At 71.5% G+C, this 20,590-nt stretch carries 22 protein-coding genes and 1 tRNA gene; 11 read left to right on the top strand and 12 right to left on the bottom strand.

All coding sequences use genetic code 11. The features are described 5' to 3' along the window. Window positions 1-172: 172 nt before the first annotated feature. The 3 genes from DFP74_RS10180 to nth all read right to left on the bottom strand — a co-directional run bounded on the left by DFP74_RS10180 (window position 173) and on the right by nth (window position 3,029). Complete coding sequence (locus DFP74_RS10180) at window positions 173-1,351, bottom strand: MarP family serine protease (RefSeq protein WP_121181468.1); 1,179 nt, start codon at window positions 1,349-1,351, stop codon at window positions 173-175. Window positions 1,352-1,373: 22 nt separating this feature from the next. Then, on the bottom strand, window positions 1,374-2,027 hold the full coding sequence (locus tag DFP74_RS10185; RefSeq protein ID WP_121181469.1) for a CoA pyrophosphatase: 654 nt from the start codon (window positions 2,025-2,027) through the stop codon (window positions 1,374-1,376). Between the two features lie 264 nt (window positions 2,028-2,291). After that, window positions 2,292-3,029: an endonuclease III gene (nth, locus tag DFP74_RS10190; RefSeq protein ID WP_199725582.1), complete on the bottom strand. Its 738-nt coding sequence runs from the start codon at window positions 3,027-3,029 to the stop codon at window positions 2,292-2,294. A gap of 288 nt (window positions 3,030-3,317) precedes the next feature. On the opposite strand from nth, the gene DFP74_RS10195 reads away from it, so the two are divergent. The 4 genes from DFP74_RS10195 (at window position 3,318) to DFP74_RS10210 (ending at window position 5,931) form a co-directional block, all read left to right on the top strand. After that, entirely contained in the window at window positions 3,318-4,004 is a 687-nt protein-coding gene (locus DFP74_RS10195) for a Crp/Fnr family transcriptional regulator (RefSeq protein ID WP_082376582.1), read from the top strand. 246 nt (window positions 4,005-4,250) lie between these two features. Next, window positions 4,251-4,697: a hypothetical protein gene (locus DFP74_RS10200; protein ID WP_199725585.1), complete on the top strand. Its 447-nt coding sequence runs from the start codon at window positions 4,251-4,253 to the stop codon at window positions 4,695-4,697. A gap of 2 nt (window positions 4,698-4,699) precedes the next feature. Next, window positions 4,700-4,963, top strand: a complete 264-nt coding sequence (locus DFP74_RS10205; protein ID WP_121181471.1) for a helix-turn-helix transcriptional regulator — start codon at window positions 4,700-4,702, stop codon at window positions 4,961-4,963. Beyond that, window positions 4,960-5,931 carry an NAD(P)-dependent alcohol dehydrogenase gene (locus DFP74_RS10210; RefSeq protein WP_121181472.1) on the top strand — a complete coding sequence of 324 codons (972 nt, stop codon included), beginning with the start codon at window positions 4,960-4,962 and terminating at the stop codon, window positions 5,929-5,931. Before DFP74_RS10205 ends, DFP74_RS10210 begins: the two co-directional genes overlap by 4 nt. 95 nt (window positions 5,932-6,026) lie before the next feature. On the opposite strand, the gene DFP74_RS10215 is transcribed toward DFP74_RS10210, so the two are convergent. The 4 genes from DFP74_RS10215 to DFP74_RS10230 all read right to left on the bottom strand — a co-directional run bounded on the left by DFP74_RS10215 (window position 6,027) and on the right by DFP74_RS10230 (window position 8,678). Beyond that, window positions 6,027-6,833, bottom strand: coding sequence for an MBL fold metallo-hydrolase (locus DFP74_RS10215; protein ID WP_121181473.1), 807 nt, complete (start codon window positions 6,831-6,833; stop codon window positions 6,027-6,029). Between the two features lie 94 nt (window positions 6,834-6,927). Next, window positions 6,928-7,758: an NUDIX hydrolase gene (locus tag DFP74_RS10220; protein WP_121181474.1), complete on the bottom strand. Its 831-nt coding sequence runs from the start codon at window positions 7,756-7,758 to the stop codon at window positions 6,928-6,930. Between the two features lie 285 nt (window positions 7,759-8,043). After that, the gene (locus DFP74_RS10225) at window positions 8,044-8,505 is read right to left on the bottom strand and encodes a RidA family protein (RefSeq protein ID WP_121181475.1); all 462 of its coding nucleotides are present in this window, start codon (window positions 8,503-8,505) and stop codon (window positions 8,044-8,046) included. Next, window positions 8,505-8,678: a DUF4177 domain-containing protein gene (locus tag DFP74_RS10230; RefSeq protein ID WP_073381827.1), complete on the bottom strand. Its 174-nt coding sequence runs from the start codon at window positions 8,676-8,678 to the stop codon at window positions 8,505-8,507. Before DFP74_RS10230 ends, DFP74_RS10225 begins: the two co-directional genes overlap by 1 nt. 181 nt (window positions 8,679-8,859) lie before the next feature. Here DFP74_RS10230 and DFP74_RS10235 point away from each other — a divergent pair, with 181 nt between their 5' ends. Next, a complete protein-coding gene (locus tag DFP74_RS10235) occupies window positions 8,860-9,906 on the top strand; it encodes an ArsA-related P-loop ATPase (RefSeq protein WP_121181476.1) in 1,047 nt (348 codons plus the stop codon). A gap of 137 nt (window positions 9,907-10,043) precedes the next feature. Further along, on the top strand, window positions 10,044-11,177 hold the full coding sequence (locus DFP74_RS10240) for an ArsA family ATPase (protein ID WP_233571324.1): 1,134 nt from the start codon (window positions 10,044-10,046) through the stop codon (window positions 11,175-11,177). Window positions 11,178-11,320: 143 nt separating this feature from the next. On the opposite strand, the gene DFP74_RS10245 is transcribed toward DFP74_RS10240, so the two are convergent. Next, window positions 11,321-11,638 (bottom strand): WhiB family transcriptional regulator, encoded by a 318-nt coding sequence (locus tag DFP74_RS10245; RefSeq protein ID WP_121181478.1) that lies wholly within the window; start codon window positions 11,636-11,638, stop codon window positions 11,321-11,323. A 447-nt stretch (window positions 11,639-12,085) separates the two neighbouring features. On the opposite strand from DFP74_RS10245, the gene DFP74_RS10250 reads away from it, so the two are divergent. Further along, on the top strand, window positions 12,086-14,470 hold the full coding sequence (locus DFP74_RS10250; RefSeq protein WP_121181479.1) for a penicillin-binding protein: 2,385 nt from the start codon (window positions 12,086-12,088) through the stop codon (window positions 14,468-14,470). Between the two features lie 146 nt (window positions 14,471-14,616). On the opposite strand, the gene DFP74_RS10255 is transcribed toward DFP74_RS10250, so the two are convergent. Beyond that, the gene (locus DFP74_RS10255; RefSeq protein WP_121181480.1) at window positions 14,617-15,069 is read right to left on the bottom strand and encodes a GatB/YqeY domain-containing protein; all 453 of its coding nucleotides are present in this window, start codon (window positions 15,067-15,069) and stop codon (window positions 14,617-14,619) included. Window positions 15,070-15,167: 98 nt separating this feature from the next. On the opposite strand from DFP74_RS10255, the gene DFP74_RS10260 reads away from it, so the two are divergent. The 4 genes from DFP74_RS10260 to DFP74_RS10275 all read left to right on the top strand — a co-directional run bounded on the left by DFP74_RS10260 (window position 15,168) and on the right by DFP74_RS10275 (window position 17,403). Then, window positions 15,168-16,091 carry a metallophosphoesterase gene (locus DFP74_RS10260; protein WP_121181481.1) on the top strand — a complete coding sequence of 308 codons (924 nt, stop codon included), beginning with the start codon at window positions 15,168-15,170 and terminating at the stop codon, window positions 16,089-16,091. 74 nt (window positions 16,092-16,165) lie between these two features. Next, window positions 16,166-16,239 (top strand) — tRNA-Pro (locus DFP74_RS10265). 419 nt (window positions 16,240-16,658) lie between these two features. Then, window positions 16,659-16,874, top strand: a complete 216-nt coding sequence (locus tag DFP74_RS10270; protein ID WP_121181482.1) for a DUF2945 domain-containing protein — start codon at window positions 16,659-16,661, stop codon at window positions 16,872-16,874. Continuing rightward, window positions 16,867-17,403, top strand: a complete 537-nt coding sequence (locus DFP74_RS10275) for a DUF488 family protein (protein ID WP_121181483.1) — start codon at window positions 16,867-16,869, stop codon at window positions 17,401-17,403. The genes DFP74_RS10270 and DFP74_RS10275 overlap by 8 nt, the downstream gene beginning before the upstream one ends. Before the next feature lie 257 nt (window positions 17,404-17,660). On the opposite strand, the gene DFP74_RS10280 is transcribed toward DFP74_RS10275, so the two are convergent. From DFP74_RS10280 to DFP74_RS10290, 3 genes are all read right to left on the bottom strand, one after another. Beyond that, window positions 17,661-19,076, bottom strand: coding sequence for an NAD(P)/FAD-dependent oxidoreductase (locus DFP74_RS10280; RefSeq protein ID WP_199725587.1), 1,416 nt, complete (start codon window positions 19,074-19,076; stop codon window positions 17,661-17,663). A gap of 73 nt (window positions 19,077-19,149) precedes the next feature. After that, window positions 19,150-19,596, bottom strand: coding sequence for a nuclear transport factor 2 family protein (locus DFP74_RS10285; protein ID WP_121181484.1), 447 nt, complete (start codon window positions 19,594-19,596; stop codon window positions 19,150-19,152). 62 nt (window positions 19,597-19,658) lie between these two features. Beyond that, the gene (locus DFP74_RS10290) at window positions 19,659-20,537 is read right to left on the bottom strand and encodes an alpha/beta fold hydrolase (protein ID WP_121181485.1); all 879 of its coding nucleotides are present in this window, start codon (window positions 20,535-20,537) and stop codon (window positions 19,659-19,661) included. Between the last annotated feature and the right edge of the window lie 53 nt (window positions 20,538-20,590).

Consider the following 20,590-nt stretch of genomic DNA (forward strand, 5'->3'; position numbering starts at 1 on the left):
CCGTTTCGGCGGCGCGGTGCCCGTCCCGAGGCCTTCGAGGATCCGGCGCCGTCGCCTTCCCGAAGCCCGTCCCGTTCCCGACGCCCGTCCCGGCGCCTCCGGTTCCCACCGCACGGGGGGAACCGGACCGCACGGACCCCTGGGGCCGTCTGAGAGCGCCACTCGGCTCCGGTCACTCGCAGACCTGGGCGGAAACCTCCTCCGTGGCCGTCAGACCGGCCTGCGCGTTCTCAGCGATCTCGTCGGCGGTCAGGACGTAGCCCGTCTCGTCCTCGTTCGTGGCGGCGGCGAAGACCACTCCGTAGACGGAGCCGTCCGGAGCCAGCAGGGGTCCGCCGGAGTTGCCCGGCCGGACCACCGCGCGCACCTGGTAGATCTCCCGGCTCACCTGCTGTGAGTGGTAGAAGTCCGGCCCCTGCGCCGTCTGCTTGGCCCGGACCCTGGCCGGCACGGCCGTGAAGCCGCTGTTGCGCGGGAAGCCCGCCACGACGGCGTCGTCGCCCTGGGCGGCCTCGTGGTCGAACGCCAGCGGTTCCAGGTCCAGGTCGGGCACGTGCAGCACCGCCAGGTCCTGCTGGGCGTCGAAGAGCACCAGGGTGGCCTCGAGCTGGTAGCCGTCCCGCGTCACCACCCGCAGGTCGTCGGTGACGCCCGCGACCACGTGCGCGTTGGTCATGATCCGGTCCTCGGCGTAGACGAAGCCGGTCCCCTCCACCCGCTGCTGGCACTCGGGCGCGGTCCCCAGCACCTTGACCACGCTGCGGCTGGAGTCGATCAGTTCCTGCGTGGTGAGCACGTCCGGGTCCGGCGGCTCCACCTCCGCCAGCTCCCCCGTGCCGAGCCCGCTGAACACCTGCGGGAAGGAGCTCTGGTCCACGATCCTGCGGAAGGTCGAGAACCCGTTGTGGGCGGCCTCCGGCATCAGGGAGTCCACGGACTGCAGGATCCGCGAGTCCCTCACCTGTGAGGCCACGTACGGCAGCGCCGAGTTGGCCACCGTGCTGCCGATGAACCACGCCACCAGCAGCACCGACAGCCCGCTGACGATCGCGCCGCCCACCGCGTCGATCACCCGCGCCGAGTCCCACGTGACCTTGTTGCGCACCATGGTGCCCAGGTAGGAGGCGAGGAACTGGCCCAGGGCGGCCGACAGGAACACCACGGCGATGGCCAGCAGCGCCTGCCGGCCCGTGTCCCCCACCCACTCGCGGATGAGCTCGGGCGCGGTGAGCGCGGGGAGCACGCCCCCGCCGATGAACCCCCCGAAGCTGAAGACCCCGACGATGAACCCCTGGCGGTAGCCGGTGACGGCGAACAGCAGGAGCAGGACGAACAGGACGACGTCGAGCACATTGCCCTCCATGATGTGAGCGCTACCCGACCGGCCTGAGGCCTTGCGGAGTTGCTTCGAACACGTCGGTGAGACCCTCGCGGTGCCAGGGAAGTTCCCAGCCTCCCAGGGCGAGGAGGCGGTCGACGATGGTGCCGGTGAAACCCCACACGAGCATGTCGTGCACGCGGAAGCCCGGACCCCATCCGGGACCGGCCCCGTAGCGGACCATGACGCGGTTGCCGGGGTCGGCCAGGTCCGCGATCGGCACGCGCGAGACCGCGGCGACCTCGACGGTGTCGGTGGGCCGCACCTCGCAGGGGTCGCGCCACCAGCCGAGGACCGGGGCCACGCGGAAGTCGCTGAAGCGCAGGTAGAGCTCGGGCATGCGGCCCACCACGTCGACGCCGTCGGGGACCAGGCCGGTCTCCTCCTGGGCCTCCCGCAGCGCCGCCGCCTCGGGGGAGGCGTCGGTCGGCTCGATCCGTCCGCCCGGGAAGGCGGGCTGGCCCGCGTGCCGGCGCAGCCCGTCGTTGCGCTGGATGAGCAGCAGGTCGGGGCCCTGGGGCCCCTCGCCGAAGAGGATGAGGACCGCGGACTCACGGCCGCCCCGGCCCGGTGGGCGCATGAGGTCGGGCACGGTCATGGTCGTGGCGGCGTCCGCGAGCGAGGCCAGCCACAGCGGGGTCGGTTTCATACGCAGAGCCTGTTCCGGGGGTTGTCGCGCCGTCGGTGGTCGGATCGTGGGACGGAGAACTCCGGGAGGACACGCGTGTCCCCGTCGCCGTACGCGGGCCGTGGGACCCGCTCGTGCTCGGACCTTCCTCACGGTGGGCGGCGCCGGCAGGCCGGGGGACCGCCGCCGGGAGGGCGGCTCGGGGCCGGTGTGCGCACACTCACGTTCATCAGAGTACAAACCGCCGCCACCCGCCGGTCGCCGACGGGTTCGGCGGCCTCCGCCTCAGGCGAAGGAGCGCATCCTGAGCAGCTTGGTCGCGGTCGCCTCGTCGGTGGGGCCCTCGCCGAAGGACGGGCACCAGCGGGCCAGGCCGCAGGCGCCGCAGGCGGGCCTGCGCGCGTGGCACACGCGCCGCCCGTGCCAGACCACGCGGTGGGAGAGCATCGTCCAGTCCTTGGGCGGGAAGAGCTCACCGATCGCGTGCTCGACCTTGACGGGGTCCTCCTCGTCGGTCCACCGGAACCGTCGGACGAGGCGGCCGAAGTGGGTGTCGACCGTGATACCGGGCACACCGAAGGCGTTACCGAGCAGTACGTTTGCGGTCTTTCGTCCTACACCAGGTAGTTTGACCAGGTCGGCGAGGTTCCCCGGAACCTCGCCACCGTGCCGTTCGCACAAGGCCTGGCCCAACCCGATGAGGCTGTTGGTCTTGGCCCGGAAGAAGCCGGTCGACCGGATCATCTCCTCCAGGTCCTCGCGCCCGGCGGAGGCGAAGGCCTCAGCGTCGGGATAGCGCGCGAAGAGCGCGGGAGTGACCAGGTTGACCCTCTTGTCAGTGCACTGGGCCGACAGGATCGTCGCGACCAGCAGTTCGAGCGGGGTCGTGAAGTTCAGTTCGCAGTGCGCGTCGGGATACAGCTCGACGAGTTCGCGGTACATCTTGCGGGCACGCCGGACCAGCGCGAGTCGGCTCTCGCCGGTGGACGACCGCACGGGCGCGTCAGGGGTGTCACGGGGCATCGTCACAGGGTAGGTGCCCGACACGGGAGGACTTTCCTCCCGCGGGCCTCACGGCGGGCCGTGGTGGTCCAGCAGGATTTCCCCCAGGTGACCGAGATTATGTAACCAATGTCCGGTGACACGGCGCGGATCGCCCTGATAGATAGCGACCAGGACTAAGATCGCATGGGCTGACGTCGGCGGTAGTGGACACGTTGTCTCCCGGCGGGCAAGCCGAGGTAACGACCTGGTGTCACACCCGGGTGCGATATACGTCACACTGTTGATGGTCAGGTTTGAGGAGGACGTGTGGTGGACGAAGTCAACGAGGTGCTGCGGAAGGCCCCTCTGTTCGAGGCATTGGACGAAGAGGACACGGCCGGGCTGCGCGCCTCGGTGAGCGAGGTCCGTCTCGGCCGGGGCCAGACCCTGTTCAGCGAGGGTGACGAGGGCGACCGCCTGTACGTCATCCTCAGCGGGAAGGTGAAGCTGACCCGCACGGCCGTCGACGGCCGCGAGAACCTACTGGGCGTGCTCGGCCCCAGCGAGATGTTCGGTGAGCTTTCCCTGTTCGACCCGCGCCCGCGTACCGCGAGCGCCGTGGCCGTGACCGACTCGGTGTTGGCGGGGCTGGGTCACGACGACCTGCGCCCGTTCCTGTCGAGCCGCCCGCACGTGTCGCTGCAGTTGCTGAAGTCGCTGGCGGCGCGCCTGCGCCGGACCAACGACGTGATGGCCGACCTGGTCTTCACCGACGTGCCCGGCCGGGTGGCCAAGGCTCTGCTGGAACTCGCCGACAAGTTCGGCAAGGAGGGCGAGGACGGACTGCACGTCCACCACGACCTCACCCAGGAGGAGCTCGCCCAGCTGGTCGGCGCCTCCCGCGAGACCGTGAACAAGGCGCTCGCCGAGTTCGCCCTGCGCGGCTGGCTGCGGATCGAGGCCAAGGCGGTCGTCCTGCTCGACGTCGAGCGGATGCGTCGCCGCGCCCGCTAGACCGACGCCCGCTCCGCCCGGAGCGATCACGCTGTGCGGCCGCTCGCCCGAAAGGGTGGGCGGCCGCAGCGCTGTCCGCGGCCGGTAGCGGCCCGCTCCAGGTGGCGCGCCTCCCGTCACGGACCCGGCGCCGGCCCCGACTCGGCCCCTCCCTCCCCCGCTTCCCGGCATGGCTCCGCCCTGCCCAGTGATGTTAAGGATCCTTGACACGATGTCCGCGCTGCTTTACGTTCGAAGATGTCAAAGATGTTTGACATCACGAAGGGAGCGGACATGTCGTTCGAGGAGAGACGCATCTGGATCTACCTCGCGGTCGCGGTCGTCGTGCCGGCGGGCTACCTCGCGGCGATCCTCGCCCGGCTCGGGGACACGAACCCCGCGGACCTCGCCTACCAGCGTCCGCTGCTGGTGGCCGTCGGGGTGTCGATCGCCGCCACGATCGCCCTCAACATGGCGGCCGCCGCACTGTGGCCCAAGGGCGCCTACGTGAAGGACCCGAGGGACAAGGAGATCGACCGCCGCGGCGAGTACGTCGGCTTCGTCGCCATGTCCGCGCTGACGGTGGTCCCGCTCGGCCTCACGCTCTTGGAGTGGCCCCACTTCTGGATCGCCAACACGATCTACCTGGCCTACATCACGGCCGCGGTCGCGTCCTCGGCCGTCAAGCTCGTCGCCTACCGCAGGGGCTTTTGACCGTGGCCAAGCAGACGAGAGTCACCAACAGCATCCGGGAACTGCGCTTCGCGCGCGGGGAGATGACCCAGGCGGAACTGGCCGACCGCGTCGGCGTGACCCGGCAGACCGTCATCGCCATCGAGAAGGGGCGCTACTCGCCCACGCTGGAGATGGCCTTCCAGATCTCCCGGGCGCTCGGCGCGCCGCTGGAGGAGGTCTTCCAGTACCCCGACGACCCCGGATCCACCGAGGCCGCGGGCGACGCCCCAGGAGGCACTCCATGAGAGCGATGACCTGCCCCGCGTACGGACCGCCCGAGATCGTCGAACCGCGCGAGCTCCCCACACCGGAGCCGGGGCCGGACGACGTCCTGGTCCGGGTCCGCGCCACGACGGTCACCGCCGCCGACTGCGCCTTCCGGTCGGGCCGCCCGTTCGCCGCCCGCCTGTACGCGGGCCTGGTCCGGCCGCGGTTCCCCGTCCTGGGCGGGACCTTCGCCGGAGACGTGGCCGCGGTGGGAGCGAACGTGCGGCGGTACTCGGTGGGCGACCGCGTCCTGGGGCTCAGCCCGCATGACTTCGGCGCCCACGCCGAATTCCTGTGCCTGGCTCAGGACCGGCCGATGGCGCGGATCACCGGCGACCTGCCCTATACGGAGGCCGCGAGCATCGTCGAGGCCACGACCGCGCTGACCTTCCTGCGGGACGTGAGCCCGATCCGACCGGGCCAGAAGGTCCTGGTCAACGGCGCCACCGGATCGGTGGGAAGTTACGGAGTACAGCTCGCCAAGCACTACGGCGCCGAGGTCACGGCCGTGTGCGGCCCCGCCAACGCCGACCTCGCGCGGTCCCTGGGGGCCGAGCGGACCATCGACCGCACGCGGGCGGACCCCACCCGGCCGGGCACTCCGGAGCACCGCCTCCAGGACGTGTTCTTCGACGCCGCGGGCAAGAGCTCCTTCGGACGGGCCCGCCGGGCGCTCACACCGACCGGCACCTACATGACCACCGCCCCCGACCCATCGGCGCTCGTCCACAGCCTGTGGACGGCCAGGGGCCGGGGCCGCACCTGCCGGTTCGCGACCGCCGGTCTGCGGCAGAGCCCGGACACGCTCGCCCACCTGGACGCGCTCGCCGGTTCCGGCGCGATCCGGGCCGTCATCGACGGCGTCCACCCGCTGGAGGACCTCGCCGACGCCTACCGGCGCGCGGAGAGCGGCCGCAAGGCCGGGACCGTGGTCGTCACCTGCTGAGGAGCGGACCGGTCCCCGGGCGGCCCCTCCCGCCGGGGGAGCGAACGGGACCGGCCGCTGGACCGGCCGCTGGACCGGCCGCTGGACCGACCGGGTCAGGCGTCGATGCCCTCGGGTAGTTCACCTCGGTCGGCCAGGTAGCGCAGCTGCGCGCGCACCGACGAGTGCGCGGCGAACCGGATCTGCTCCGTGATGTCCGGGTAGACCCGGTCGACGATCTCCTCGACCTTGGTCGCTCCCGCCCCGACCGCGTCGCGGACCTGCTCCAGGCGCGACTCGCGGTGGTCGATGTAGGAGTTCAGCACCTCCGCCGGCGACGTGAGGATGGGGCCGTGCCCGGGCAGCAGGGTGCGGATCTGGTACTCGCGCACCAGGTCCCTGAGCCGGTAGAGGGACTCCATGTAGGGGCCGAGTCCGTCGTCCCCGTCGATGACCGGCGTGCCGTGGCCCAGGACGGTGTCCCCCGTCAGCAGGGCGTTGTCGGACTCCAGCAGCAGGCACACCGAGTCATCCGTGTGGCCCGGGGTGCCGACCACCCGGATCCCCAGCCCGTCGACCGAGAGCAGCTCGCCGTCGGCCAGGCCGGCGCCGGAGAAGCGCATGGCGGGGTCGACCGCGTGGACGGGCGCCCCCGTCAGCTCGGCGAAGTACCGGGAGCCCTCCGAGTGGTCCGGGTGCCGGTGCGTCACGATCGTCATCAGCACCTGGGCGCCCTGCTCCTGCACGGTGCGCGCCACCCGTTCGAGGTGGCGCTCGTCGTGGGGGCCGGGGTCGACCACCACGACCCCGCGCGAGCCGGGCTCGCGCAGGATCCAGGTGTTGGTCCCCTCCAACGTCATCGGGCCAGGGTTGGGGCACAGCACACAGCTGGCGCGCAGTGTCCCGGAACCGTCGATCCTCATCGCACCTCGCTTCGATCGCCGAGACCGGACTGGTCTGGAGGACATGCTGTGAGACCTCTCCGCCACCATGCGGCCCGCGCTGGCACGCGGGTCGTCAGGATCGCGCGTCGGGTTTCGGTACGGGGAACTCAGCCCCGTCGGGGGCAATGACGCGGAGCTGACCGTCGATTTCCCGAACGTCCGGTTCAAAGGGGACGATATCCCGTCGAGCCGCCCGTACACCTTCCAGGGTCCGGCACTTCGCCAGCTCCGCGCAGGCCACCACCGTGGGCGGCAGCATCGGCATCCGGCCGCCGCTCCACTCCTCGGCGACGGTCGCGGGGTCGGTCCAGCAGGTCAGGTCGGCTTCGCCGCCCACGTCGCGGTGCCGCTGCCCGGGTGGGAGTTCGGCGGCGAAGAACCAGGTGTCGTAGCGGCGCGGCTGCGCGCTGGGGGTGATCCACCGGGACCAGGCCCGCAGCCACTCGGAGCGCAGGACCAGCCCGCGCCGGGACAGGACCTCGGTGAAGGAGTGGGTGCGGTCGATCAGGCCCACCCGGTCCCGTTCCCAGTCCTCGGTGGTGGTGTCGAGCGCGGGCGCCCCCGTGCCGGCACCGGGCGCGCCGGCCAGGAGCACGCCGGTCTCCTCGAAGGTCTCGCGCACCGCGGCGCACACCAGCGCGCGGGCCATGGGGACGTCGGTCCCCAGCGTCTTCGCCCACTCCGCCGGGCCGGGCCCGGTCCAGGGCAGGTCGCCGTCGGCGTCGCGTTCGTCCACCCCGCCGCCGGGGAAGACGTAGGCGCCCGGCGCGAACCCCATGGACCCGACCCTGCGCATGAGCAGGACCTCCAGGCCTTGCTCGGCCCGCGGCACCGCGGGGGACTCCCGCAGCAGCATCACGGTGGCGGCGGGCCTCGGCGTCACGGGGCCGGTCTGCTCGGGCATAGACGAGTCCTCCCTCGGGTCGGGCGCGGCACGCGGCGTGCCGGCGACGGGGGCCGAGACCGCCTCCGGCCGCTCCCGCGCCGCCCGCGACCCCGCTCGCGCGGTGTGCCCGGGTGGACCGGCACCGGCCGCGGCGGACGGAGCGCGTCGTCCCCGCACGCGTGGCGTGCTCAGGGCACCTTCGCACACGGCCCCGGACCGGGTCGTCCCCGGCCCTGGCCACCTCGGTCCGCATGATCGCGGTCCGGGCTCAGGCCGGACCGGCCGGTCACCGGTGGCACCCGGTCAGGCGACCTCGACGATCATGTCGACCTCGACCGGGGAGTCGAGCGGCAGGGCGGCCACTCCCACGGCGGCACGAGCGTGCACGCCTGCGTCACCGAACACCTTGCCGACCAGGTCGCTGGCGCCGTTGATGACACCCGGGTGACCGGTGAAGTCGGGGGTGCTGGCCACGAAACCGCCCAGCTTCACCACCCGCACCACACCGGACAGCTCACCGATCTCGGCCTTGACCGCGGCGATGCCGTTGAGCGCGCACAGCGCCGCCAGCTCCTGGGCGGTCTCGGGCGTGACCTCCGCGCCGACCTTGCCCGTCGTGGGCAGCTTGCCGTCGACGAACGGCAGCTGGCCGGACACGTAGACGAGGTTCCCGCTGCGCACGGTCGGCGTGTAGGACGCCACCGGCGGCACGACCTCGGGCAGCGTCAGCCCGAGCTCGGCCACACGCTCCTCGGGGGTCGCCATCACAGCTCCCGCTTCATGTACGCCACGTACTGCTGGTTGCGCGGGTCGGTGCCCTCGGGCAGCGGAGCCGGGACGACGGAGACCAGCTCCCACCCGTCCGAGCCCCAGTTGTCGAGGATCTGCTTCGTGGCGTGCGACAGCAGCGCCACCGTCTGGTACTCCCACTTGCTCATACGTACTCCCCCATCGGTAGGCGGCCACCGGGTCGGACCCGGAGACCGCACGTCAACGCCGCCACCTTACTGACCCGCGCGCTCCCCCGCGTGCGCGCCGTCCCCGGCCGGGTGATCGTGCGCGGCGGCGCACGGGGGCCGTGAACGGCCCGGCCGCGCCCGCGCGCATAGACTCCGTGAGGTGAGCGAGCGTGAGCACCCACCACCGCGACCGGGGCAGGCGTGCGCCGGTGCCCGCCTGCACATCGTCACCGGGAAGGGCGGAACGGGTAAGACGACGGTCGCCGCGGCCCTGGCCACGGCCCTGGCCGCCGACGGCGCCCGGGTGCTCCTGGTGGAGGTCGAGGGCCGTCAGGGAATCGCCACACTGCTCAGCGAGGCCCCGTTGCCCTACGAGGAGCGCGAGATGTTCCCCGTGCCCGGCGGCGGACGGGTCTTCGTGCTGGCCGCGGACGCCGAGGCCGCGCTCCTGGAGTACCTGGAGATGTTCTACGGCATGCGCCGCGCCGGACAGGCGCTGAACCGGCTGGGCGCGGTCGACTTCGCGACCACGATCGCCCCCGGACTGCGCGACGTCCTGCTCACCGGCAAGGCCACCGAGGCGGTCCGGCGCCGACGCGGCGCCCGGGGGCGCCCCTCGGGAGCGCCGTCGACGGGCCCGTTCCACTACGACGCCGTGGTGATGGACGCTCCGCCCACCGGCCGGATCGCCCAGTTCCTCAACGTGAACTCCGAGGTCGCGGGGCTGGCCAGGGTCGGGCCGATCCGCAATCACGCGGACAAGGTCATGGAGGTCATCCGCTCCGGCCAGACGCGGGTGCACTTCGTGACGCTGTTGGAGGAGATGCCCGCGCAGGAGTGCCGGGACGGTGTGGCGGAGGTGGCCGCGCTGGGGATCCCGGTCGGCATGGTGGTGGTGAACATGGTGCGCACGCCACTGCTGGGCGAGGCCGACCTGGCCGCGGCCGTGGACGGCGGACCCGACGTCGAGGACCTGGCCGCGGGACTCAAGGCGGCCGGGCTGGCGGAGGCCGGCCCGCTCGCCGAGAACCTGGCGGCGGAAGTGCGCGCGCACGCGCTCCGGGTCGCGCTGGAGCGTCGGGTGCGCGAACGATTGTCGGACCTGGGGCACCCGTTGCTGGAGCTGCCCCAGGTGGAGGGCGGTGTCGGTCGTGCGACCCTCGACGGGCTGGCCCGGCACCTGACCTCGCAGGGGGTGAGCCGATGACCGGATCGGCGGACGACTCGGTCGGCGGCGCGGCTCGTGGGACGGGTGGTGGCGCGGGCGGTGGAGTGAACGCTCACGCGGACGGTGCGGCGCACGGGCGCGCGGGCCGTGGTGCGGACGGCGCGCTCCGGCGGACCCTGGACACCGACGCGCTCCTGGACGACCCCGGGACGCGGATCGTCGTGTGCTGCGGATCGGGCGGTGTCGGGAAGACGACCACCGCCGCGGCCCTCGGCCTGCGCGCCGCGGAGCGCGGTCGCCGGGCCGTGGTGATCACCGTCGACCCGGCCCGGCGGCTCGCCCAGTCCATGGGGCTGGAGTCGCTGGACAACACGCCGCGTCCGGTGCCGCTGCCGGAGGGGTCGCCAGGCAGCATGCACGCGATGATGCTCGACATGAAGCGGACCTTCGACGAGGTCGTCAGGGAGCACGCCGACCCCGAGCGCGCCCGGCAGATCCTGGCCAACCCCTTCTACCAGACCCTCTCCACGAGCTTCTCCGGCACGCAGGAGTACATGGCGATGGAGAAGCTGGGGCAGCTGCGCCAGTCCGGCGAGTGGGACCTCATCGTCGTGGACACCCCGCCCAGCCGGTCGGCACTGGACTTCCTGGACGCCCCCAAGCGGCTGGGACGGTTCCTGGACGGACGGCTCATCCGGTTCCTGAGCGCGCCCGCGAGCACGGGCGCCTTCCGACTGCTGGGCGCCGGGTTCAACCTCGTGTCGTCGGCGATCGGCAAGATCGTGGGCGCCCAGTTCCTCGACGACCTGCGCGCCTTCGTATCCGCGTTCGACACGGTGTTCGGCGGGTTCCAGGAACGCGCCGAACGCACGTACCGGCTGCTGCGGGCGCCGGGCACGGCGTTCGTGGTGGTGGCGGTCCCCGACACGGACGCGATGCGCGAGGCCTCCTTCTTCGTCGAGCGCCTGGCCACGGACGCGATGCCGCTGGCCGGCCTGGTCGTCAACCGGGCCCATCCCCTGCCCGAGGGGCCCGCGGCCGACCTGTCCCGGGACGCGGCGCTGGCGGCGGCCGACTCCCTGGACCGGACGGGGGACCGGCCGCTGGCCTCGGCGGCGCTGCGCCTGCACGCCGAGCGGGTGCGCACCCGGGAGCGGGAGGTGCTGTTGCGGGACCGGATGCTGTCCGGCCATCCCCGGGTCCGGGTGACCGAGGTGGCGGCCCTGCCCGAGGACGTGCACGACCTGGACGGCCTGCGGCGGATCGGCGCCGCGTTGGCCGACGCGGGTCAGGGTGGCGCACCGGGGTGAGGGGGCCTGCGGGACGGGCGCGCCGGGATGGGACGCGGTGGGCGGCAGGGGCGGGTGTCGGCGGCCGGTGCGGTGACGACACCGCCGGGCCGGGGGAAGCGGTGAGGGACACCGCCGGGTCAGGGGAAGCGTCGGGCCCGGGCTCAGGAGGCGGCGGCCGCGTACTCCTGCGCGTAGCGCGACACGTCGCCGTCACCGACCCGGTCGGCCTCTTCCAGGAGCGGTTCCCAGTCGACGACCCCGGGGTGCTTGCGCAGCAGCGAACGCCGCTCCCGCTCGGTCATGCCGCCCCAGACCCCGAACTCGACCCTGTGGTCCAGGGCGTCGGCCAGGCACTGGGTGCGCACCGGGCACTCCCGGCAGATGAGTTTGGCGGTGTTCTGCGCCGCGCCCCGCACGAAGAGGGCGTCGGGGTCGAGGCGGCGGCACAGCGCTCTCCTCGTCCATTGGTGGGTCCACATGTGTCCTTCTCCCTTACGAGTGCACGGACGGTGCGAGGGGGACTCGTGTGCGTTGGACGGACGGGCGACGCGGTAGGCTCCGGCTGCCGCGTGCGGTGGCTCGTGTGGGGGCTCTCGCCTCCCGCCCGTAGCCACGAACGTACGGATACCGACGCCGCGCCGACAGAACCCGAACGGCCCACTTTCCATCTCACTCGTTATGGCCCGTTCGGGCCATGGGGTGGGGCCGGGCACCTCTCCGGAGGGACCCGGCGGAACCTCGCACGGCCGAACCGCTCCGCGATCGAGCTGCGATAACCATGAAAAGATGTTCGAGGTGCACAGATCCGGGTGCACAGTCCGCGTGACCGGCGCGGGCGATTCCTTGCACTCGCTCTCGGTCCGTTCCACATCGCACCACTTTGCGCGTTCGCGGTCACTTAGTCTGATGGGGTGGGTCAGGGGACATTGCTTCAACGAATCAGCCAACTCGTCGTCGTCGGTGCCATAGCGGGTCTTCTCGTTGCGGCGCTGGCGCTTCCCGCGATCGGCGGTCTGGGAATCACTGCGCGTAACGTCGCGAGTGGTTTTCTCGACATGCCCGGCAACCTCGAGACTCCGCCTCCCCCTCAACGCTCGACGATCTACGACAGCGAGGGCGGTGTCATCGCCGAGATCTTCGACCAGAACCGCGAGCTCGTCGAGATCGAAGACGTCTCTCCGGTGATGATCGACGCGATCCTGGCCATCGAGGACTCCAACTTCTACGAACACGGCGGCCTGGACGTGCCGGGCACGCTGCGCGCAGCCGTGCGCACCGTGGGCGGCAACACCCAGGGCGCCTCCTCCATCACGCAGCAGTACGTGAAGAACGTGCAGATCGAGGCGGCCACCTCGCAGGAGGAGCTGGACGAGGCCCGCGAGGAGACGATCGCCCGCAAGATCCGCGAGCTGCGGTACGCCATCGCGCTGGAACAGCGCATGGACAAGGACGAGATCCTCGAGGGCTACCTCAACATCGCCTACTTCAGCGACGGCGCCTACGGCGTGGAGTCGGCCGCCCAGCACTTCTTCCAGGTCCCGGCCAGTGAGCTGGAGCTGCACCAGGCCGCCACCATCGCGGGCCTGGTCCGCTACCCCTACCTCTACAACCCGCGGTTCTTCCCCGAGCAGACCATCGAGCGGCGCAACGTCGTGCTCGACCGCATGGTCACCACCGGGGCGATCACCGAGGCCGAGGCCGAGGAGGCCAAGGCCGAGGACATGGAGCTGGAACTGGACACCCCGCCCAACGGGTGCGTGCCCAGCGACCAGCCGTTCTTCTGCGACTACGTCGTCCAGGAGATCGAGCAGAACGAGGCCTTCGGTCCGAACGAGACCGAGCGGGCGCGGTGGCTGCGCACGGCCGGCCTGGAGATCCACACCACGCTCGACCCGCAGACCCAGGAGTCCGGCCAGGCGGCCGTCGACAAGTGGGTGCCGCGCGAGAACGAGTCCCGCAAGGTGGCGGCCGAGGTCGTCATCGAACCGGGCACCGGCGAGATCCTCGGCATGGTGCAGAGCCGCAACTACGGCCCGGACGAGAGCAAGCTCGGCGAGACGTCCATCAACTTCGCCACCGACGCCGACCGGGGCGGCAGCAGCGGGTTCCAGGCGGGATCGACGTTCAAGGCGATCACCCTGGCGACCGCGCTCGACAAGGGCATGCCCTACAGCACCTCGTTCCCCTCGCCGGCCTCGGTGTCGGTGTCCGGACAGCGATCGTGCAACGGCGGCACCCTGTCGACGTGGTCGCCGAGCAACGCCGGGGACAGCAACGAGGGCGTCCACAACATGGTGTCGGGCACCAAGGCCTCCTCCAACACGTACTTCGCCCAGCTCCAGCGCCGGGCGGGGATCTGCGACACGATGGAGATGGCCGAGCGGCTGGGCCTGAAGCGGGCCGACGGCACCCTGTTCACGGAGAACCCGAACTCGCTGGCCAACAGCAGCTTCACGCTGGGCAGTGAGGAGGTCTCCCCGCTGCGGGTGGCCAACGCCTACGCGACCTTCGCCTCGGGCGGCATCTACTGCGAGCCCCAGGCCATCACCCGGATCGAGGACCGCCAGGCGGGGACCACGATCGAGATGGAACCGGAGTGCGAGCGGGCGATCGACGAGGACGTGGCCGACGGCGTCACCTACCTGCTGTCGCAGACGTTCAACGGCGGCACCACCACCGGTCTGGGCATCGGCCGACCGGCCTTCGCCAAGACCGGCACCACCGACGGCTCGGCCGCGGCGTGGTTCGCCGGAGGCACGCCGCAGATGGCCAGCGCGGTGTTCGTCGGCGACCCGCGCGGTCCCCAGCAGCACCCGCTGCGCAACGTCACCATCGGCGACCGCTACTTCGGGGTGGTGTACGGGGCGACGATCCCGGGCCCGATCTGGCGGGAGACCATGCAGGGCGCCCACGAAGGGCTGGAGACGGAGAACCTGCCCTCGTCCCCGTCGAAGTTCGGTTCCACGTCGGCACCGCGCCAGCCCAGGGCCACCGACGACCCGAGCCCGGCCAGTGACGACGGAGGCGTGCCCAACGTGATCGGCCAGGCCGAAGGCGCCGCGGTGGCGGCGCTGGAGTCGGCGGGGTACTCGGTCAACGTCTCCGGGACGCGGGTGCGCTCGGCCGAGGCCGAGGGCACGGTGGCCGCGGTCAACCCCGACCCCGGGACCCGCCTGCCGGAGGGTGCCACGGTCAACGTGTTCCTGAGCAGCGGCGGCGGGAGCGCGGACGGTCCGTCGGACGACGCGGACGAGGAATGGATGCCGGTCGTGCCGGCGACGTCCCTCGGCCGGGAGGACGACGACCAGTAGGACACGACGAAGGGGCGGCGGTGCGATACCGCCGCCCCTTCGGTGTGCCAGGGGTCCGAGGGTGGAGCCGGTGGGGCCGGTGGGGCCTCAGGGGCCCTGTCGGCCGAGACCGGTGGGACCCATGGCCGGAAGGGCCTACCGGGCCGTCAGGCCAGGCGCTTCTTGACCTCGGCGGCGACGCGGGCTCCGTCGGCGCGGCCCGCGACCTTCGGGTTGAGGACCTTCATGACCTTGCCCATCTCCTTCATGCCGGAGGCACCGGACTCGGCGACGGCCGCGTCCACGAGTCCGGCCAGCTCCTCGTCGGTGAGCTGCTGGGGCAGGTACTCCGCGATGATGTCGCTCTCGGCGCGCTCGTTGACGGCGTCGTCGGTACGGCCGCCCTTGTCGAACGCCTCGGCAGCCTCACGGCGCTTCTTGGTCTCACGGACCAGCACCTTGGTGACCTCGTCGTCGTCGAGGGTGCGCTGGGCTGCGCCGGCGGTCTCCTCGGTGGCGATGGCGGCCAGCACCATCCGCAGGGTGCCGGTGCGCACCTTGTCACGCGCCTTCATGGCGGTGGTCAGGTCGGATTTGAGGCGGGCTTTGAGTTCGGACATGGAACTGATCCTACGGCCGCCGGGGACAGGCGGACCATTCGTTTGTGCACGGCGCCACCGTGGGTCTGAGACGATCAGTCGACAACGAAGGAGGCCGGATGGGCACCGACAACAAACGACTCCTGCGCCGCGTGGGGCGCGCGGCCGCGGTGACCGGCGCCGTCGGGGTGGCCGGCCTGGCCTACGCCTCGGTCGTGGAACGCAACTGGTTCCGGCTACGACGCTATGAACTCCCCCTGCTCCCTCCGGGGAGCCCCCGCCTGCGCGTACTGCACCTGTCCGACGCGCACCTGACGCCAGGGCGGCGGATGCTCATCGACTGGATCCGGGGCCTGGAGGCCTACGAGCCGGACCTGGTGGTCAACACGGGTGACTCGCTGGCGCACCCGGACGCGGTGGAGCCGTTCATCGACGCCCTGGGGCCGTTGCTGGACCGGCCGGGCGCGTTCGTCTACGGGTCGAACGACATGTTCTCGCCGCAGCTGAAGAACCCGGCGCGCTACCTCTGGCGGACCAGCAAGACCGACTACAACAAGCGCCGCGTGCCGGACCTGCCCTGGCGCGAGCTGGGTGCGGCCATGAGCTCGGCGGGCTGGCTGGACCTGAACAACCGCAAGGGTGCACTCAAGGCGGGCGTGCTCGACGTCGCCCTGGCGGGGGTGCACGACTCGCACATCAAGCTGGACCGGTACGACGAGATCGCCGGACCCGCTGACCCGTCGGCGGACATCCGCCTCGGGGTGCTGCACTCGCCGGAGCCGGCCAACCTCGACCGCTTCGCGGCCGACGGGTACCAGCTCCTCCTGGCGGGGCACACGCACGGGGGGCAGCTGTGCCTGCCGTTCTACGGGACGATCGTCACCAACTGCGGGATCGACCGGCCCCGCGCGTGGGGGCTGCACGAGTACGACGACGCCTGGCTGCACGTGTCCGGCGGCCTGGGCACGTCGCCGTACGCCCCGGTGCGGTTCTGCTGCCGCCCGGAGGCCTCCCTGCTCGACCTCGTGCCGGCGCAGGCCTGACCAGCTTCTTCGGCCCGCCCCGAAATCAGGTGCGCGAGCACTCCACACGTCCGCTAGACTTGGGGACGTTGCTTCGGGGTGTAGCGCAGCTTGGCAGCGCGCTTCGTTCGGGACGAAGAGGTCGTGGGTTCAAATCCCGCCACCCCGACTAGCACGAAGGCCGGTCCTACGGGACTGGCCTTCGTCGTGTCCGAGGTCCAATCGGCGGCGAGCCCGTGCCCCGGTCCACGCCATGTGGGATCTCCGTCTGGATCCCCCGGCAAGGCGTCCTGCACCTCCCCCTGGCGAACAAGCTCTCGACGTCGACGGGTCGACAAAGACACCTGGTGACACGTCGCCGTAGCGATCTGGCACAGCCCTGGACGAAGAAGCAGGCCAAGCTCACCGGTACCGGTCGCTCGCGCGCGACATCCACGAGCTGCCCTCCGGACCCCTCGTCCACCTGCACGTCATCGTCAAGCTTCGACCTTGGTTCGTTCTTCGGTGGGATGTCGGGGTCGGCCGTGCCCGTTCCGATGGTTGAGTCAGGCAGGGGCGTTTCAATGGATTGACCACGGAGGGGGCGACATGTCTGATCGGTTCAGGGTCGGCGACCATGTCGCATGGAACTCAGAGGCGGGACACGTCTCGGGCACCGTGACGAAGGTGCACACGAAGGATTTCGACTACAAGGGTCACACCCGTCGGGCGTCCCCGGACGATCCGCAGTACGAGATCAAGAGCGACAAGACCGACCACGTTGCCGCCCACAAAGGCAGCACCCTGCGGCTGGTCGATGAGTGAGCCGTCCTTCACGATCGGGCATTCCAATCGGACGCTCGCCGAGTTCATCGAGCTGCTCCAGGAGTCCCATATCGAGCTGGTCGTCGATGTTCGGAGGCTTCCAGGCTCTGCCCGGTATCCGCAGTTCGACCAGGACTCGCTCTCGGTCGCCCTTGACGAGGTGGGTATCCGGTATCGGCGCGCTGAGGGGCTGACCGGGCGTCGTCCGGTGAGCAGAGACGTGCCGTTCGAGGTCAACGCCTGGTGGCAGAACCGCAGCTTCCACAACTACGCCGACCATGCGCTCTCCGACGCCTTCCGGAGCGCCCTCGCCGAGCTGCGGGAGTGGGGACGCACGGGACGCACGGTCATGATGTGCTCCGAGGCAGTGTGGTGGCGGTGCCACCGGAGGATCATCGCCGATCATCTCCTCGCCCGCGACGAGGACGTGCGACACATCCTCGGCATCGGCCACATCGATGCGGCGCAGCTGAGCCCGGGCGCCGTCATCGACCCCCAGGGCAACGTCACCTATCCCGCCATCGGATAGCGGATCACACATCGGCGACCCCGGTGTGAACTGCGTGCGGCGTGCGGGCCCAGCTTCGTCCCGCTCGTGGGGCCGCCGTAGCGGACACCCCCTTGAGCGCGAACTCCTCGACAGAGCCCTCGCCCATACCGGAGGCACAGTGTTCCTCCGAGCGCTGCATCGCACGCAGCGGGAGAGCCCCTCTTCCACGAACGAGGGCTCCCGCGTGCCCTGGCCCCTGTGGTCTCGGAGAGACGGCAGGGCACGCGGGTCCGGATTCAGCCGCGGTAGGTCTCCAGGAGACGGAGCCAGACCTCGCTGAGCGTGGGAAAAGCGGGGACGGCGTGCCAGAGACGGGAGAGGGGGACCTCGGCGGTGACGGCGATCGTGGCCGAGTGGAGCAGCTCGGCGACGCCCGCCCCGACGAAGGTGACGCCGAGGAGCGTCTCGCGGTCCAGGTCCACCACCGCCCGGGCGCGGCCCCGGTAGCCGTCGGCGTGCAGCGCGGCGCCGGCCAGGCCGCCGAGGTCGTAGTCGACCGCCCGCACCCGGCGCCCGTCGCGGGTCGCCTCCCGCAGGGTGAGGCCGACGGACACGGCTTCGGGATCGGTGAAGACGACCTGCGGCACGGCCCGCTCGTCCGCGGTGGCCACGCTGCGCCCCCAGTCGGTGGTCTCCAGCGGCCGGCCGGCGGCGCGGTCGGCGATCACCCCGCCGAAGACGCGTCCCTGGTACTTGCCCTGGTGGGTGAGCAGCGCACGACCGTTGACGTCCCCGGCCGCGTACAGCCAGCCGCCCTGAACACCGACCGCCAGGCCGGTGGAGTCGACCTCGACCGGCCGGCCCGGCTCCAGGCCGACCGTCTCGAGCCCGAGGTCGGAGGTGGCCGGCGCCCGGCCGGTGGCGAACAGCACCTCATCGGCGGTCACCGTCCCGCCGCCCTCCAGCGTGAGCATGAGCGATCCGTCGCGGCGCACCGCGGTGACCGACGCGCCGAACCGCACGTCCACCCCCGACTCCCGCAGGCTCTCGGCGACCAGTTCCCCGGCGAACGGCTCCATACGGGGCAGCAGTCGTGGTCCGCGTACCAGCTGCACGACTTCGCTGCCGAGCGCTCGCCAGGCCGTGGCCATCTCGCACGCGACCACGCCGCCGCCGACGATGGCCAGCCGCGGCGGCACCTGCGCGGACGAGGTCGCCTCGCGGCTGGTCCAGGGACGGGCCTCGACCAGTCCCGGCAGATCGGGCAGCGCCGCGCGGGTGCCGGTGCACACCGCGACGGCGTGCCGAGCGGTCAGCACCCGTGGCCCGCCATCGGGGGTCCGCACCGAGACGCGCTTGGGCCCGTCCAGCCGGCCGTGCCCGCGTACCAGGTCCACTCCCGCGCTCTCCAACCAACCGGCCTGGCCACCGTCCTTCCAGTGCGCCGCGAACCCGTCCCTGCTCCGGAGGACCGCCGCCGCGTCCAACTGGCCGCTGACGGCCTCGCGGGCGCCGGGCAGACGCCGCGCGTCCGCCAGCGCGGCGGCCGGGCGCAGCAGCGCCTTGCTGGGCATGCACGCCCAGTACGAGCACTCCCCACCGACCAGCTCGGCCTCCACGATCGCCACGCTCAGCCCACCGGCGTGCGCCCGTTCCGCCAGGTTCTCCCCGGTCGGTCCGGCCCCCACCACCACGACATCGAACTCGTCCACAGCGCTTCCCTCTCGTTCAACGTGACCTGTTGGTCATGCATCCTCCCCGGAACCGGTGCACCGGGCGTCCCGGTCAGCTCGAGCGTTCGCCGTCGGGCCGGGGGCCGAAGATGGAGCGGTCGGCTTCGCTGATGGGAACGTCGTTGATGCTCGCCTCGCGGCGGGACATCAGGCCGTCGGCGTCGAACTCCCACAGTTCGTTGCCGTGGCTGCGCCACCATCGGCCGTCGGCGTCGTGCCATTCGTACTGGAAGCGGACGGCGATCCTGTTCTCGGTGAAGGCCCACAGCTGCTTGCGCAGGGCGTACTGGTCCTCCTTGGCCCACTTGCGGGTCAGGAACTCCACGATCTGGTCGCGTCCCGTGAGGAACTCGTCCCTGTTGCGCCAGACGGAGTCGGGTGTGTAGGCCAGCGCGACCCGCTGGGGGTCGCGGGTGTTCCAGCCGTCCTCGGCCATCTGCACCTTCTGCGCGGCGGTCTCGGCGGTGAACGGCGGAAGCGGCGGGCGTGCGGTGGGCACGATGGTCGTTCCTTTCGGATCGATCGCGCCACCTCCGGTGCCGGAGGTGGCGGGATCGGTGGTCAGGCGGCGGTGAGGGTACGGCCGAGGAAGTCGCGGATCAGGCCGGCGATCTCGCGGCCGTGGGTCGCGAGGGCGAAGTGGCCGGCGTCGAGGAGGTGGATCTCGGCGTCGGGCAGGTCGCGGGCATGGGCCTTGGCACCGTCCGGGCCGAAGATCTCGTCGTTCTGGCCCCAGGCGACCAGGAAGGGCGGCCGGTGGGTGCGGAAGTACTCCTGGAAGGCCGGGTAGCCGTCCAGGTTGAACTGGTAGTCCCAGAAGAGCTGGAGTTGGATCTCCTTGTTGCCCGGGCGGTCCAGGTAGGCCTGGTCGAGGACCCAGGAGTCCGGGCTGACGCGGTCCAACAGCTGCGCGGGAACGCCGTGGGTGTGTTGCCAGCGCGTGGCTTCGGGAGTGAGCAGTTCGCGGACGGCGGGTTCGTGGGCGGCGCGGTCCTTGGCGTGGGCGAACAGCACGTCCCAGAACGGGGTGAAACCCTCCATGTAGGCGTTGCCGCTCTGGCTGATGATGGCGGTGACCCGGTCGGGATGACGACTGGCGATACGCAGTCCGATGGGAGCGCCGTAGTCGTGGATGTAGAGGGCGAACCGGTCCACGCCCAGCTCGTCGAGGAGCGCGAGGGTGACCTCGGTGAGGTTCTCGAAGCTGTACTCGAACTCGTCCACCGGCGGCATCCCCGACTGGCCGAAGCCGATGTGGTCGGGTGCGATCAGGTGGTAGCCGTCGGCCAGGTCGGCCATGAGTTCGCGGTACATGGCCGAGCTGCTGGGGAAGCCGTGCAGCAGGACGAGGGTGGGGGCGGCCGGATCGCCGGCCTCCCGGTAGAACACGGGCAGCCCTTGGATCTCGACGGTGGCGTGGCGGATCGGGTGGGCGGTCATGGTCGTCTGCTCCTGTCGGTCGGTGGGAACGGTTCCCCGGCTGCCGCTGCGGA

The sequence above is a fragment of the Nocardiopsis sp. Huas11 genome (genome assembly GCF_003634495.1).
Taxonomy (GTDB): Bacteria; Actinomycetota; Actinomycetes; order Streptosporangiales; family Streptosporangiaceae; genus Nocardiopsis.